The following is a 13,223-nucleotide window of genomic DNA, read 5'->3' as shown; positions in this document are numbered from 1 at the left end:
GCGTTGTCCGGTGCGGTGCGGTGCATCGCAAGGCGGAGGCCCGCGGCTCGTACTGGACGTACTTGCGCGGTCCGACAACGCAGCGAGGTGCCGTGCCGGGCGGCGCGACCCGGTGGACCTTTCCGGTCACAGCACTAGGCCGGGTCCCAGGCTCCCAACAACCGGGACACCCAGCGGGCGAACACCGCGTCCGGCTCTGCGGCCGCCGCCGCGACCGGATGGCTCGCACCGAAGGCGGCCGCCAGCCTCGGGTACTGCCCGGTCGCCAGGCACGAGCCCAGGTAGGCCGCTCGTACGTCCTGTTCGGCGGCTTCGCTCCAGGGCAGCGACCGGGCGCGCTCGGCCATGGCCAGTTCGCTCGCCACGTAGGTCGCCACCGTGCCGTTCACCGCCGCGACGAGCTCCAGCTTCTCCCCGTCCGGCACCTCCAGGGGCGCCAGGCAGTCCAGGCAGTGCTCCAGGTAGCGCAGGGCGTTCGGGCTGAAGCCGTGGACGGGCGACAGCAGCCGCGGCAGCCAGGGGTGGCGGTGCATCAGCGCGCGGGTCTGTCGGGCCAGCGCGAGCAGGTCGGCCCGCCAGTCGCCGGTCGGCGGGTGCAGTGCGTACTCGCCGCTGACCGCGTCGACCATCAGCTCGTACAGGTCCTCCTTGCGCGGCACGTAGTTGTAGAGGGACATCGTCCCCGCGCCGATCCCCGCCGCCACGCGGCGCATCGAGACGGCCTCGATCCCCTCCGCGTCGGCGATCCGCACGGCCTCGGCCGCGATCGACTCGCGGCTGTGCGCCGGCCGGGGGCCGCGGCCGGCCCGCTGCGGGCGGGCCCAGATCACCTCGGGTTGGGCGGGTCGCCCGCTGGCTGTCATCGCTCATCACCTCGTCCTCGCCTCCATGCTAGTTACGTACACCGTACGTAGTGGGGTAGGGTGCCTCCATGACAACTACGTACGGTGTACTTAGTGAGCGACTGGAGAAGCGTTTCGGCGAGGTGCACGCCCTGCGCGGTCTCGATCTGGCGGTGCCCGAAGGCACGGTCTGCGGACTGCTCGGCCCCAATGGCGCGGGAAAGACCACCGCGGTCCGGATCCTCACCACCCTCACCCGGCCCTCCGGCGGGCGCGCCCTCGTCGCCGGCCACGACGTGACCCGCGACCCCGGTGCCATCCGCCGCGCCATCGGGGTCACCGGCCAGTACGCCTCGGTCGACGGCGATCTGACCGGCCGTGAGAACCTGCGGCTGTTCGCCCGCCTCGCCGGGCTGCGCGGGCGGTCCGGCCGGGCCCGCGCCGACGAGCTGCTGGACCGCTTCCGGCTGGGCGAGGCCGCCGACCGGGTGGCCTCCACCTGGTCGGGCGGTATGCGCAGGCGCCTGGACCTGGCCGCCGCGCTGATCACCCGCCCCCGCGTGCTCTTCCTCGACGAACCCACCACCGGCCTGGACCCGGCCGCCCGCGAGGACATCTGGACGGCGGTGCGGGACCTGGCCGCGGAGGGCACGACGGTCCTGCTCACCACCCAGTACCTGGAGGAGGCCGACCGGCTCGCCGACGACATCGTCGTGGTGGACCACGGCCGGGCCGTGGCCACCGGCACCCCGGCCGAGCTCAAGGCCCGGATCGGCGCCCGCGCCGAGGTCACCGTCGCCGAGGCGGACGCGCTCGCGGGCGCGGCCGTCGTACTCGACCAGCTCACCGGCGGCCGGCCCGTGCTCGACGAGGAGCGCCTGACCGCCGGGGTGAGCGTGCTGGACACCGGGCTCACGCTGCCCCGGATCATCCGCGCGCTGGACACCGCCGGGGTGGCGGTCACCGATGCCGCCCTGCGCCCGCCCACCCTGGACGAGGTGTTCCTGCGTCTCACCCAGGTCCGTACCGCCACCCCCGAGGAGCACGCGGCATGAGCACCCTGCTGTCGGACGGCGGCGCCGTCCTCACCCGTCAGCTGCAGAAGGTCCGGCATGCTCCGGCGCTGCTGGTCCTGACCCAGACCATGCCGATCGTCATGCTGCTGTTCTTCGGCTACGTCTTCGGCAGCGCGCTCGCCATGCCGGGCTCCGACTACCGCGAGTTCCTGGTGCCGGGGCTGCTGGCCGCCACCGCCGCCAACGGCCTGATGACCGGCATGTTCACGGCCGCACAGGACGCCCACCGCGGGGTGACGGACCGCTTCCGGACCCTGCCGATGAGCCGCGCGGCCGTCCCGCTCGGGCAGACCGCCGCCGATCTGCTGACGACCACGGTGTCGATGGTGCCGCTGATGCTGGTGGGGCTGGCGATGGGGTGGCGCATCGAGAACGGGCTGCCGGGCGCGCTGGGGGCGTTGGGCGTGCTGCTGCTGTTCCGTTTCGCCGCCGCGTGGGCGGGGACGTACCTGGGCCTGCTCAGCAAGAGCGAGGAGGCGGCGGGCCAGCTCGGCAGCGCCACCTTCGTCCTGCCGATGCTGTCCAGCGCGTACCTGCCGACCGCCGGGCTGCCCGGGTGGCTGCGGACGGTCGCCGAGTGGAACCCGATCAGCGCGGTCGCGACGGCGGTGCGCACGCTGTGCGGGAACGCGGGCGGCGAGCCCGCGCCGGGCGCCGCCTGGCCGGCCGCGCATCCGGTCGCGGGGGCCCTGCTCTGGTCGCTGGTGCTGTTGGCCCTGTGCGCACCTCCGGCCGCACGCCGGTTCGCACGCGGCCGGGACTGAGCGGGACCGGGCGCGGGGCCGGGCGCTCCGCCGTACGGAACACTGCGGACGGGCCACACCCGTGATCGGAATGCGACCCCGTGTCCGATGACAGGGCGGGGTGGGAACCGGTAGGCAGGCTGTATGTCTGTCACTCCTCCCGCCCCGCAGCCCGCAGAGCCCCTCCCCCTCGACGGCGTCACCGTCGTCGCGGTGGAGCAGGCCGTCTCGGCCCCCTTCGCCACCCGCCAGCTCGCCGACCTCGGGGCCCGGGTCGTCAAGGTCGAGCGGCCCGACGGCGGTGACTTCGCGCGGGACTACGACACCGCCGCCCAGGGACTGGCCTCGCATTTCGTGTGGGCCAACCGGGGCAAGGAGTCGATCGCGCTCGACCTGAAGGATCCGCGCGGCCTGGAGATCCTGCACGGCCTGCTGGACGGTGCCGACGTGTTCGTACAGAACCTGGCGCAGGGCGCGGCCGCCCGGCTCGGGCTGGACTCGGCGGCCCTGTGCGCGCGGTATCCACGACTGGTCGCCGTGGACATCTCCGGCTACGGCGCCGAGGGCCCGTACGCGCACAAGCGCGCCTACGACATGCTCGTGCAGTGCGAGGCGGGGCTGGTCTCGGTGACCGGCACCCCGGAGCAGCCCGTCAAGGCGGGCATCCCGGCGGCCGACATCGCCGCGGCCATGTACGCGTTCTCGGGAGTGCTCGCGGCGCTGCTGCGCCGCGGGACCACGGGACGCGGCGGCCGTGTGGAGGTGTCGATGCTGGACGCGCTCGCGGAGTGGATGGGGCATCCGCTGCACCACACGATGCACGGCGGGGACCAGCCCGTGCGCACGGGTCTGGCGCACGCCGTGATCGCCCCGTACGACGCCTACCCCACGGCGGACGGGGACCGGGTGCTGCTGTCGGTGCAGAACGACCGGGAGTGGCGGCGGCTGGCCGAAGGGGTGCTGCGACGCCCCGAGTTGGCCGATGATCCGGCGTACGCGACGAACGCGGCACGCACGCGGGGCCGGGAGAAGACCGATGCGGTGGTCGCGGAGGCCCTGGCCCTGCTGGACGCCGGTGAGGCGATCGAACGGCTGGAGGCTGCGGGCATCGCGTGTGCGCGGCTGAACTCCGTGGCCCAGCTCGCGGCCCATCCGCAGTTGGCGGCCCGGGACCGGTGGCGTGAGGTGGGGTCACCGGCCGGTCCGCTGCGGGCGCTGCTGCCGCCGATCGGACTGCCGGATGGCGCGGCACCGCGGATGGGAGCGGTGCCCGCGCTCGGCGAACACACCGAGGCCCTGCTGCGCGCCCTGGGGATGACGGGCGCGCAGATCACGACACTGCGCCGGGATGGTGTGGTTGCGTAGGGCCGGGGGCGAAACTTCCGGGGGGTCGGGGACGTTTTACGAGCGGCGGCTGCCGAAGAGCGTGCGACGCAGACGGCGCAGCGGCGCGAAGAGCGAGACGCGCGCGCTCCGGCTCCGCAGGCGGTGCGTGTGGTCGCGGGAGGTGAGCTCGCGCATCAGCAGGGTCGCCTCGGCGACCTCACGGTGCGGGACGGCGGGTCCGCCCAGCACGGCGAGGTGGCGGTCGAGGCGCGAGCTGGTCGCACTGCTGCCGCAGGTGATGGCAGGCACGCGAGGCGGCCTGCTGCGCATTGCTATCTGTTCCATGATCTCTCCCCACCCGTACGAGGGCACCCGGCCCGGGCAGGGTAACCCTATCGTCCCCACATCGCCCTCGGGTATCCCGGTGGTGTGAATTACCCCTATGGAGACGGGGAGTTGACGATTACTCAGCGGAGTCGACCGTCACTCTCCGCACGGACCGCGGGGGTTGGGGGAGGGTCGGGCGGTGTTCTGCCGCTGCAGGGGCCACGTGGCGCACGCTGCGCTAACGTGGAGTGATCGCCCGGTAACACGCGGATGCGCCTGGGGGGCTCGTATGAGTGACGACATGCGTGGCAGGGACGGGGAATCGGACGCCGGGTCCGGGCGTGTCCTGGCCGACCGCTACCGGCTGCTCGGTCCGCTCGGCCGGGGCGGCATGGGCATCGTGTGGCGGGCCCGCGACGAACTGCTGGGCCGCGAGGTGGCGGTCAAGGAGGTCCGGGCACCGGCCGGGCTGGACGGGGCCGAGGTGGGCCGGATGTACCGGCGCCTGGAGCGGGAGGCCTGGGCCGCGGCCCGGGTCTCGCACCGCGGGGTCGTCACGGTCTACGACGTGGCGACCGAGGACGGCCGGCCGTGGATCGTGATGGAGCTGGTGCGCGGCCTGTCGCTGGCCGACGTGCTGGAGGCCGAGGGGCCGCTCACCCCGCAGCGGACCGCGCACCTCGGCGAGCAGGTGCTGGCCGCGCTGCGCTCCGCGCACGAGGCGGGGGTGCTGCACCGGGACGTGAAGCCCGGCAACGTGCTGGTGGCCAACGACGGGCGGGTGGTGCTGAGCGACTTCGGGATCGCGCGGCTGGAAGGCTCCGCGGCGATCACCATGACGGGAGAGGTGGTGGGCTCCCCCGAGTTCGTCGCACCGGAGCGGGCCGCGGGACGTGAGCCGGGGCCCGCATCGGACCTGTGGTCGCTCGGGGTGATGCTCTACACGGCCGTCGAGGGGGTCTCGCCCTTCCGGCGCGATACGCCGCTCGCGACCCTGCGGGCCGCGGCGGACGAGGAGGTGCCGCCGCCGCGCCGCGCGGGGCCGCTGGCGCCCGTACTGGAGGGGCTGCTCCGGAAGGACCCCGACGAGCGGCTCCCCGCGGCGGAGGCGGCCCGGATGCTGCGGATCATCGGCGCGGGCGGGACCGTACGGGACGCCGGCGGGCCGGTGTCGGGGCCGGACGCCCCCACGGCCGTCGTGCAGCACCGGCACGAGGGGGCGGGGGCCACGCGGCGGACGGCGCCCTTGGCGGCCCCACTGCCGGGCCCGGCGCCGGCCCCGGCCCGACAGGGACACGCTGGGGTGGTGCTGGTCCTCGGGATCGTGGTGCTGCTGCTGGCACTGGCCGCGCTGGGATGGCTGCTGCTGAGGGACCGGGACGCCGCGGGCCCGGGAGACGGGCGACCGGCGGGCGGGGGCTCCGCGTCCACGCGAGCGACGGGAGCGGCCTCCCCTTCGGCAGCCCCCTCGGCCTCCGCGTCCGCCTCGGCGTCGGCTTCGGCCTCCGCGTCACCTTCGGCCACACCCGTCCCGCATGCCACGGCAGCCGTCCGTGCCGTCCGCGACAGCTACAGCGGGAGCTGCCCGCCGGCCGCCTCGGCGGCCCCGGCCTTCACCGCCGACCTCACGGTGGACCGTACGCCCGCCACCCTGGAGTACCGGTGGGTGACGCGGAGCGGGCTCACTTCCGGCCCCGGCTGGCGGACCGTCACGTACGCGGCCCAGGAGGCCGCCGTACGCCGGCTCGACCACACCGAGCTCACCCACTTCCCGAACGCGACCTTCCGCGACGCGGTCCGGCTGGAGGTACGGGGCCCGGCGGCGACGGCCTCGGACTGGGTGGAGTTCTCCGTGACGTGCGGGAAGGAGGCCCCGACGGGCGGGGCCTCCCCCGGTTCGAGCACGTCGCCGAGCGCCTCACCGGGTACGGCACCGCCGGACCCGGCGCCCGCTCCGGAGCGGTGACGGCGGTCAGGCGGCGTTGGTCAGGACCGGCAGGTACCCGCCGGACTGTCCGGCGGCGGTCGGGTGGTACGACTCGCCTATGTTGAGCCAGTTGACGCTGTGCAGCCACGCGTCGCCGGAGCAGATCTCGTGGCCGGTGAAGGCGCCGGCGACCGAGGCGAAGGTGAACCCGTGGTCGGCGGCGCGTTTGGCGATGGCGGCGTTCAGGTAGTCGGCCGCGCCGTTGATGGCGGAACGCTCGCCCTCGGTGAGGCCGGTGACGCAGGTTCCGTTGAGCTTGTAGAAGCGCGGGTAGCCGAGGACCACCACGCGGGCACCCGGCGCCCTGCCGTGGATGGCGTTGTAGACCTGGTCGAGCTGGCCGGGCAGCGTGGAGTCGACGTAGGCCTTGGCCTGGTTGACCCTGCTGATGCAGGTGGATTCGGACTGGAGCACACAGGTCGTCATGACGTCGGAGAATCCGGCGTCGTTGCCGCCGATGGTGATGCTGACGAGGTCGGTGCCGGAGTTCAGCGGACCGAGCTGCCCGGAGAGGACGTCACCCGTGCGGGCGCCCGAGCAGGCGGCGAAGGAGAAGGTCTGCGGGGAGTGGGCGGCGGCCCAGAGGGCGGGATAGGCGCGGCTGGTCCGCTTGCAGGATCCGCTCGCGCTGTCGTAGTTGCCGGCGCCGACGCCCGAGGAGTACGAGTCTCCGAGGGCGACGTAACCGAAGTCGGCCGAGGCGGCGGCCGCCTGTCCGGCGCCGAACAGGGCGGCGCCTGCGGCGAGTAACAGGGAGGAGGTGAGGGCTGCGAAGCGACGCGACATTCTCATGCTCATGTGTGCGGCTCCTTGTGGGGGTTACTCCTGAGTCCGTGGTACAAGGAGCCGAGGATGGCTGGAAGTGTCCATGCCAAGAATATTCGGGGCAGGGTTACCTCCCGAACCTTCACGGGCGGTGCGTTTGAAGAGGGAACTTGGGCACCCGATCCGGCGAAACACAGGTGCACGGGGCCACTTCGTGCCGGATCATGGGCGCCATGCCATCCCAGCCGCACGACGCACTGCCGATCCGGCTCAACGTCGACGACAGCGATTCCCCGTCGGATGTCGTGGACGCCCTGTTCCTCGGCCGGTTCGCGTCCGGCGAGCAGCCCTACTCGCACAGCGTCTCGATCGAGCGGGTGAAGGCCGAGGCGACCCTGCTTCCGCCCTCGGCCACCGTGCTGCGTTCGGCGCGCGACTCCGACCGCAGCGCCGTCCTCGCGGAGGGCGAGGGCTGGACCGTGCTCGTGTCCCGCTGGAGCCGGGGCGCGGACGTGACGGTGACGGCCGTGAGCGAGGAACTCGCCGCGGGCGTGCTGGGCGAGGCCACCGAGGGCGCGCAGGACGAGCCCGAACCGCAGCCGGAGAACGTCACGATGGGGTTCTGGTACGTCTCCCCGCGCCGCGGCCCGTACCGGACGACCCGCCAGATCGCGGCCGGCACCTGGGCGGAGGTGCGGCAGAACTACACGGCGCCGGTGGCCGGGGCGATGGACCGCCTGATGAAGGTCACCCCGGACGACATCGCCGGCCGGCTGCTCCTGCTGCACGGGCCGCCGGGCACCGGGAAGACCTCGGCGCTGCGGACCCTGGCCCGGTCCTGGCGGGACTGGTGCCAGGTGGACTGCGTCCTGGACCCGGAGCGGCTGTTCAACGACGTGGGCTACCTGATGGACATCGCGATCGGCGAGGACGAGGGCACCTCGAAGGGCCGGTGGCGGCTGCTGCTGCTGGAGGACTGTGACGAGCTGATCCGCGGCGAGGCCCGCCACACCGCCGGGCAGGCGCTGTCCCGGCTGCTCAACCTGACGGACGGTCTGCTGGGGCAGGGCCGCAACGTGCTGGTGGGGGTGACGACCAACGAGGACCTGGAGCGGCTGCATCCCGCGGTGGTCCGCCCGGGGCGGTGCCTGGCCCGGATCGAGGTCGGGCGGCTGACGCACGGGGAGGCGGTGGAGTGGCTCGGCTCCGAGGAGGGCGTCTCCCGGGAGGGCGCCACGCTGGCCGAGCTCTTCGCCCTGCGCCGGGGCGCCGGTCCGGCGTCCCTGCTGCCGCCGCAGGGCCAGGGCGCGGAGGCGGGCCTCTACCTGTAGTCGGGCCTGTACCTGTAGGCGAGCCTGTACCTGTAGTCGGGCCGGTCCTCGCCAGCCGCGGGGCGGTGCCGAGGACAATGGGGCCCGACGAGAAGCCCGGGCGCGGGGCTGCCCGGGCAGCCGGGACCGCCGCGCCCGGGACACACCGAACAGGAGAGTGCCCCGTGTTCGAAGCGGCGCAGGACAATCCGTACCCCGACAGCCACGTCCTCGGCGAGGGCCCCGAGCCGCACCCGCAGCTGGAGCCGGTCCTGCCCCTCCTGGGACGCTGGCACGGCCGCGGGCGCGGTGAATACCCCACCCTGGAGCAGGGTTTCCGGTACGAGCAGGAGATCACCTTCAGCCACGACGGCAGGCCGTTCCTGCGCTACGAGTCGCGCGCCTGGCTGATCGACGAGTCGGGGACGGCCCTGCGCCCGTCCGGGCGGGAGTCGGGCTGGTGGCGGATCATGCCGGACGCCTCCCTGGAGGTGGTCCTCGCCCATCCCACCGGCATCGTGGAGACGTACGTCGGCCGGGTGTCCGGCACCGCGATCGAGCTCACGACCGACCATGTGGCGCGCACGCCCCGGGCCAAGGAGGTGACCGCCATGCGGCGCCGGTACACCCTCCGGGACGGGGAGCTGGAGATCGCGCAGGACATGGCGGCGATGGGCCGGCCCCTCCAGCACCACCTCGGCGCCCGCCTGCGCCCGCACAAGGCCTGACCCGAAGGGATCGGCCGGCGCGGGCCGCCCGGCCTCGCGGCCCCGCGCGCGGCTACCCGCCGAAGCGGGCCCGCAGGGCGTCGAGCACGGCCGCCGTCGCCTCGTCCGCGGTCAGACCCAGCCGCTGCGCCCGCTCCGCGTAGGCCTGGGCGGCGGCGGCCGCCTCCCGGGCCGCCCCTTCACCGGCCGCCGCGACGAACGTGCCGTTGCGCCCGCGCGTCTCGATCACCCCGTCCCCCTCCAGCGCCCGGTACGCCTTCGCGACGGTGTTCGCGGCCAGCCCCAGCTCCTCCGCCATCCCGCGCACCGTCGGCAGCTTGTAGCCCACCGGCAGCCTGCCCGTCCTCGCCGCCTGTGCGATCTGCGCGCGCAACTGCTCGTACGGGGCGGCCGCACCGGCCGCACCGTCGATCCGGATCTTCAGGTTCATCGGGGTCACGCCGCCGATTCTCCCCCATCGGGCGGGAAATTCGGAGGCGTCCGCCCCCGCCCCGCACCTACGGTCGGCCCATGACCGCACTGATCCGCGACCTGCACCGGGGTGACCTCCCGGACGTGGAGTCCGTCGTACGCGTGCGCCGCGCGGCGCTGCCCTTCATGATCACCACCAGCGCCGGCGTGGCCTTCGAACTGGCCTCCGCCCACCCCGCGAAGCGCTACCGGATCCTCGTCGCCGAGGACGCCGACGGCCGTGTCGTCGGCACCGCCCAGGTCGGCATCGCCCACGAAGCCCTCCAGCCGGGCCGGGCCTTCGTCAACGCCTACGTGGACCCCGCGCACCGCGGCCTCGGCGCGGGCACGGCACTGCTGCGCGCCGCCGAGGAGTACCTGGCCGCCCAGGGCGCGGTGCAGGTGTACGCCTGGGTCCTCGACGAGCCCGCCCACCGCGCCTTCGCCGCACGGCACGGCTACCGTCCCAGCCGTTCGGCGCACTTCCTGCGCCTGGACCTGGCCGACGCCGCGCTGCCGCCGTACCCGGCCGACCTTCCCCCCGGTGTCGAGCTCCGCTCCGGCTCCGCCTTCGCGGCGGACCCGCGCCCGCTGTACGAGGCCGACGCAGCGGTCAGCGCCGACGAGCCGGGCGACGTACCGGTGCTGCTGGACGACTACGAGGACTGGCTGCGCAGCACCTGGGACGACCCCCAGCTCGACAAGGACCTGACCACGGTGGTCCTCGTCGACGGTGCGGTCGCCGCCTTCGCCGCCGCCCGCACCGACGGCGCCACGCGGTACGGCTCGGCGATGACCGGCACCCTGGAGGCCTTCCGCGGCCGGGGCCTGGCCCGGCTCGCCAAGACGGTGTCCCTGCACCGGGCGCGCGCCGCTGGGTACACCGAGGCGTTCACCGGCAACGACGCCGGGAACGGGCCGATGCTCGCCGTCAACCGGAAGTTCGGGTACGCGATCTGCGCGACCGAGACCCGTTACACCAAGGCACTGGAGCAGATGCGATGACAGACCGCCCCGCGGACCGGGTGACCGTGGCCCTGACCAAGGCCGGCCGCACCAAGATCCGCTATCCCGCCACCCTGGTCGCCGACACCGGCGACCGCATCTGCGTCCGGGCCCCCTGGGCGGCCGAGGGCGTACGGGACTTCGGCTTCGTGCGCTTCGAGCCGGGTGACGTGTTCACCGAGCACTTCTGGCGCGGACGCTGGTACGCGGTCAAGGAGGTCCGTACCGGCGGGGGCGTGCTCAAGGGCTGGTACTGCGACGTCACGCGCCCGGCGGTGGTGCGGGACGGCGAGATCCTGGTGGAGGACCTGGACCTCGACCTGTGGGTCTCCGCGGACGGCAGCAGCGTACTGCGGCTGGACGAGGACGAGTTCGCGGCGAGCGGCCTCGCGCGGTCCGACCCGCAGGCGGCGGCCGAGGCGCTGCGCGTCCTCGACGCCCTGGCCGCCCAGGCCCACTCCCCCGCGGGCCTGACCGCCCTCCTGGCCTGAGCCCGGGCCTCTTTCTGTGGGCCCGCTTAGTGGTTCCTTAAGCGGAGCCTAAGGATCTCCGCCAGGGGGCTCCATCGGACGAAACCGGTGGTGCGGAGGGCTAGTTTGGCGAGGCCAGGGAGGGCCTGGTGCGGCGCCGGACCTACGGGGGGTCGGCGCCGCGCAGGCTGATTCCGCCGGTGTGCACCGCGACCAGGTGCCCCGGCCCGCCGCCGCCGAAGGAGATCCGCCCATGTCCGTACGCCGTCGCTCCGTGACCCGTATCGCCGCAGTCGGCCTCGCCCCGCTGGCGGTGGCCGCGTACGCGGTCGTGCCCGCGGCCGCCCACGGCTCGATGACGGACCCGGTCAGCCGGGTGGCGGCGTGCTACGCGGAGGGGCCGGAGGCGCCCAAGTCGGCGGCGTGCAAGGCGGCGGTGGCGTCGAGCGGTGCGCAGGCGTTCTACGACTGGAACGCGGTGAACATCGCCAATGCCGCCGGGAACCACCGGGCGTTGATCCCGAACGGCCAGCTGTGCTCCGCCGGGAACGACAAGTACCGCGGCCTGGATCTGGCCCGGGCCGACTGGCCCGCCAGCCCGATGACCTCCGGCCCGCACACCTTCCGCTACAAGGGGACCGCCCCCCACAAGGGCTCCTTCGAGCTCTACCTCACGAAGGACGGCTACGACCCGGCCAAGCCGCTGAAGTGGTCCGACCTGGAGCCCGAGCCGTTCGCGAAGGCCACCGACCCGGGCCTGCAGAACGGGGAGTACGTCTTCTCCGGCACGGTCCCGGCGAAGTCCGGCCGCCACCTCGTCTACAGCATCTGGCAGCGCTCCGACAGCCCGGAGGCCTTCTACACCTGCTCGGACGTGGTGTTCGGGAAGGACAGCGGAGGCGGCAGCGGCGGGGGCACCGGTGGGGGTACCGCGCCGACCGTGAAGCCGAGCGGCAAGCCCTCGGCGCGGCCCTCGCAGACGCCGCCCAAGGCCCCGACGGACGAGCAGATCGCCGACGGCGAGAGCAAGTCCACCGTGGAGCACAACGGCCACGGCGACAACGACCCGAAGACGAACGGCAGCACCGACCTCGCCCCGGTGTCCTCGTCGCCGGCCCGGACGGCCGCCGACCTCGCCGAGACGGGCGCCGACAGCGCCACCCCGGCGATCGCGATCACCGGGGCCGGCGTCCTGGCCGCCGGTTCGGCCGTGCTGTTCGCGGTGGCCCGGCGCCGCGCGACGGCGCCGGGCCGCCACGGCCGCTGACCGGCGACGGCCGTCGATGCCCTCCGGACCGGCTGCGCCTACTCGAAGACCGAGGCGCAGGTGGTCCGTTCGGCGTGCGCCGGGTCGAGCGCGTTCAGTGCCTCGTGCCAGGCGATGCGGTCGGTGAGTCCGATGGCGACGTGCTCGGAGAGGTCCAGGGGGCACAGGTCCTGGAGCACGACGTTGCGCACGTTGGAGCCGGTCCCCTGGAGGAACGCGGACCGGTACGGCGTGACCACCTCGTCGTACTTCGTCGCGATCACCGTGTACTGGACCCCGGGGACGGTGTCCCCGCCCGCGTTCAGTTTGGTGACGAAGGCGGATCCGGCGATCTGGTCGGCCAGGCCCGGGGTGGCGGAGCTGATCAGGTCCTCGGCACCGGGGAAGTACGGGAGCAGCTGGGTGAGCCCGTCCAGGGTGGTCCCGTGGTTGTCGGGGGCGAGGCCGATCAGGGCGTTGACCTTGGGCGCGCCGCCGAGGAACTTGAGGTAGTAGTTCGGCATCATGCCGCCCTGCGAGTGCCCGACGATGTCGGTCTTCGGGGCCCCGGTGGAAGCCAGCACCTTGTCGACGAAGACGCTGAGCTGGCCGGCCGACTTGTCGATGGGGCCGAGCCCGTTGAAGAAGGGCACGCCGGGCAGCTGCCCGTAGTCGAGCGAGTAGACGCAGTACCCGCGGTGGACGAGGTAGGGCGCGAGGCCGAGCCAGTTGTCGACGGAGTTGCCGAAGGTGCCGTGCACCAGGACGACCGGACGCGGATGGGCGGTCGAGGGTTTGCAGGACCAGTTGTTCCAGCCGCTGCTGGGCGCGGTAGCGGCCTGCGCCCCGCCGGTGGGGGCGACGAGGGCGGCGGCGGTGAGGGTGAGGACGGCCAGCGGGCGGAGCAGGCGTCGCCAGGGCAGCATCGAGTGATCTCCTTGCGGGTCA

14 protein-coding genes are annotated in these 13,223 nt (G+C 73.8%); 9 read left to right on the top strand and 5 right to left on the bottom strand.

Going from position 1 to position 13,223, the window contains the following annotated elements; translation table 11 throughout:
* Window positions 1–134: 134 nt before the first annotated feature.
* On the bottom strand, window positions 135–863 hold the full coding sequence (locus tag AC0666_RS25605; protein WP_468972211.1) for a TetR/AcrR family transcriptional regulator: 729 nt from the start codon (window positions 861–863) through the stop codon (window positions 135–137).
* A 68-nt stretch (window positions 864–931) separates the two neighbouring features.
* Between AC0666_RS25605 and AC0666_RS25600 the strand changes: the two genes are divergently transcribed.
* The 3 genes from AC0666_RS25600 (at window position 932) to AC0666_RS25590 (ending at window position 4,026) form a co-directional block, all read left to right on the top strand.
* Window positions 932–1,897 (top strand): ATP-binding cassette domain-containing protein, encoded by a 966-nt coding sequence (locus AC0666_RS25600; protein WP_478708363.1) that lies wholly within the window; start codon window positions 932–934, stop codon window positions 1,895–1,897.
* Window positions 1,894–2,682 (top strand): ABC transporter permease, encoded by a 789-nt coding sequence (locus AC0666_RS25595; RefSeq protein WP_468972207.1) that lies wholly within the window; start codon window positions 1,894–1,896, stop codon window positions 2,680–2,682. Before AC0666_RS25600 ends, AC0666_RS25595 begins: the two co-directional genes overlap by 4 nt.
* 123 nt (window positions 2,683–2,805) lie before the next feature.
* Entirely contained in the window at window positions 2,806–4,026 is a 1,221-nt protein-coding gene (locus AC0666_RS25590; protein WP_468972205.1) for a CaiB/BaiF CoA transferase family protein, read from the top strand.
* A 36-nt stretch (window positions 4,027–4,062) separates the two neighbouring features.
* Here the strand turns inward: AC0666_RS25590 and AC0666_RS25585 are convergent, their stop codons facing one another.
* Entirely contained in the window at window positions 4,063–4,332 is a 270-nt protein-coding gene (locus tag AC0666_RS25585; RefSeq protein ID WP_030870537.1) for a hypothetical protein, read from the bottom strand.
* 271 nt (window positions 4,333–4,603) lie between these two features.
* Between AC0666_RS25585 and AC0666_RS25580 the strand changes: the two genes are divergently transcribed.
* A complete protein-coding gene (locus AC0666_RS25580; protein WP_478708362.1) occupies window positions 4,604–6,280 on the top strand; it encodes a serine/threonine-protein kinase in 1,677 nt (558 codons plus the stop codon).
* 6 nt (window positions 6,281–6,286) lie between these two features.
* Here the strand turns inward: AC0666_RS25580 and AC0666_RS25575 are convergent, their stop codons facing one another.
* A complete protein-coding gene (locus tag AC0666_RS25575) occupies window positions 6,287–7,093 on the bottom strand; it encodes an SGNH/GDSL hydrolase family protein (RefSeq protein WP_478708378.1) in 807 nt (268 codons plus the stop codon).
* Between the two features lie 206 nt (window positions 7,094–7,299).
* Between AC0666_RS25575 and AC0666_RS25570 the strand changes: the two genes are divergently transcribed.
* Window positions 7,300–8,397 (top strand): DUF5925 domain-containing protein, encoded by a 1,098-nt coding sequence (locus AC0666_RS25570; RefSeq protein WP_468585915.1) that lies wholly within the window; start codon window positions 7,300–7,302, stop codon window positions 8,395–8,397.
* Between the two features lie 164 nt (window positions 8,398–8,561).
* Window positions 8,562–9,104: a heme-binding beta-barrel domain-containing protein gene (locus AC0666_RS25565; protein WP_468972201.1), complete on the top strand. Its 543-nt coding sequence runs from the start codon at window positions 8,562–8,564 to the stop codon at window positions 9,102–9,104.
* A gap of 52 nt (window positions 9,105–9,156) precedes the next feature.
* On the opposite strand, the gene AC0666_RS25560 is transcribed toward AC0666_RS25565, so the two are convergent.
* Window positions 9,157–9,534, bottom strand: a complete 378-nt coding sequence (locus AC0666_RS25560; protein ID WP_478708377.1) for a GntR family transcriptional regulator — start codon at window positions 9,532–9,534, stop codon at window positions 9,157–9,159.
* An 80-nt stretch (window positions 9,535–9,614) separates the two neighbouring features.
* Here AC0666_RS25560 and AC0666_RS25555 point away from each other — a divergent pair, with 80 nt between their 5' ends.
* From AC0666_RS25555 to AC0666_RS25545, 3 genes are all read left to right on the top strand, one after another.
* Window positions 9,615–10,559 carry a GNAT family N-acetyltransferase gene (locus AC0666_RS25555; protein ID WP_468972200.1) on the top strand — a complete coding sequence of 315 codons (945 nt, stop codon included), beginning with the start codon at window positions 9,615–9,617 and terminating at the stop codon, window positions 10,557–10,559.
* Window positions 10,556–11,050, top strand: a complete 495-nt coding sequence (locus AC0666_RS25550) for a ribonuclease FAU-1 family protein (protein ID WP_468972198.1) — start codon at window positions 10,556–10,558, stop codon at window positions 11,048–11,050. Before AC0666_RS25555 ends, AC0666_RS25550 begins: the two co-directional genes overlap by 4 nt.
* Window positions 11,051–11,282: 232 nt before the next feature.
* Window positions 11,283–12,296, top strand: coding sequence for a lytic polysaccharide monooxygenase (locus tag AC0666_RS25545; RefSeq protein WP_468585911.1), 1,014 nt, complete (start codon window positions 11,283–11,285; stop codon window positions 12,294–12,296).
* A 38-nt stretch (window positions 12,297–12,334) separates the two neighbouring features.
* Here the strand turns inward: AC0666_RS25545 and AC0666_RS25540 are convergent, their stop codons facing one another.
* Complete coding sequence (locus AC0666_RS25540; RefSeq protein ID WP_468972194.1) at window positions 12,335–13,201, bottom strand: esterase/lipase family protein; 867 nt, start codon at window positions 13,199–13,201, stop codon at window positions 12,335–12,337.
* Window positions 13,202–13,223 lie beyond the last annotated feature (22 nt).

Source organism: Streptomyces sp. NPDC043680, from assembly GCF_056436685.1.
The sequence above is the reverse complement of the archived record's forward strand: the minus strand, read 5'-3'. Positions and strand labels throughout refer to the sequence as shown.

Excerpts from the sequence above, each read along its gene's own strand:
- AC0666_RS25570 (WP_468585915.1), top strand. The coding sequence starts at position 7,300 with ATGCCATCCCAGCCGCACGACGCACTGCCGATCCGGCTCAACGTCGAC.
- AC0666_RS25590 (WP_468972205.1), top strand. The coding sequence starts at position 2,806 with ATGTCTGTCACTCCTCCCGCCCCGCAGCCCGCAGAGCCCCTCCCCCTC.
- AC0666_RS25555 (WP_468972200.1), top strand. The coding sequence starts at position 9,615 with ATGACCGCACTGATCCGCGACCTGCACCGGGGTGACCTCCCGGACGTG.
- AC0666_RS25560 (WP_478708377.1), bottom strand. The coding sequence starts at position 9,534 with ATGAACCTGAAGATCCGGATCGACGGTGCGGCCGGTGCGGCCGCCCCG.
- AC0666_RS25580 (WP_478708362.1), top strand. The coding sequence starts at position 4,604 with ATGAGTGACGACATGCGTGGCAGGGACGGGGAATCGGACGCCGGGTCC.
- AC0666_RS25605 (WP_468972211.1), bottom strand. The coding sequence starts at position 863 with ATGACAGCCAGCGGGCGACCCGCCCAACCCGAGGTGATCTGGGCCCGC.
- AC0666_RS25545 (WP_468585911.1), top strand. The coding sequence starts at position 11,283 with ATGTCCGTACGCCGTCGCTCCGTGACCCGTATCGCCGCAGTCGGCCTC.
- AC0666_RS25540 (WP_468972194.1), bottom strand. The coding sequence starts at position 13,201 with ATGCTGCCCTGGCGACGCCTGCTCCGCCCGCTGGCCGTCCTCACCCTC.
- AC0666_RS25575 (WP_478708378.1), bottom strand. The coding sequence starts at position 7,093 with ATGAGAATGTCGCGTCGCTTCGCAGCCCTCACCTCCTCCCTGTTACTC.
- AC0666_RS25550 (WP_468972198.1), top strand. The coding sequence starts at position 10,556 with ATGACAGACCGCCCCGCGGACCGGGTGACCGTGGCCCTGACCAAGGCC.
- AC0666_RS25585 (WP_030870537.1), bottom strand. The coding sequence starts at position 4,332 with ATGGAACAGATAGCAATGCGCAGCAGGCCGCCTCGCGTGCCTGCCATC.
- AC0666_RS25600 (WP_478708363.1), top strand. The coding sequence starts at position 932 with ATGACAACTACGTACGGTGTACTTAGTGAGCGACTGGAGAAGCGTTTC.
- AC0666_RS25595 (WP_468972207.1), top strand. The coding sequence starts at position 1,894 with ATGAGCACCCTGCTGTCGGACGGCGGCGCCGTCCTCACCCGTCAGCTG.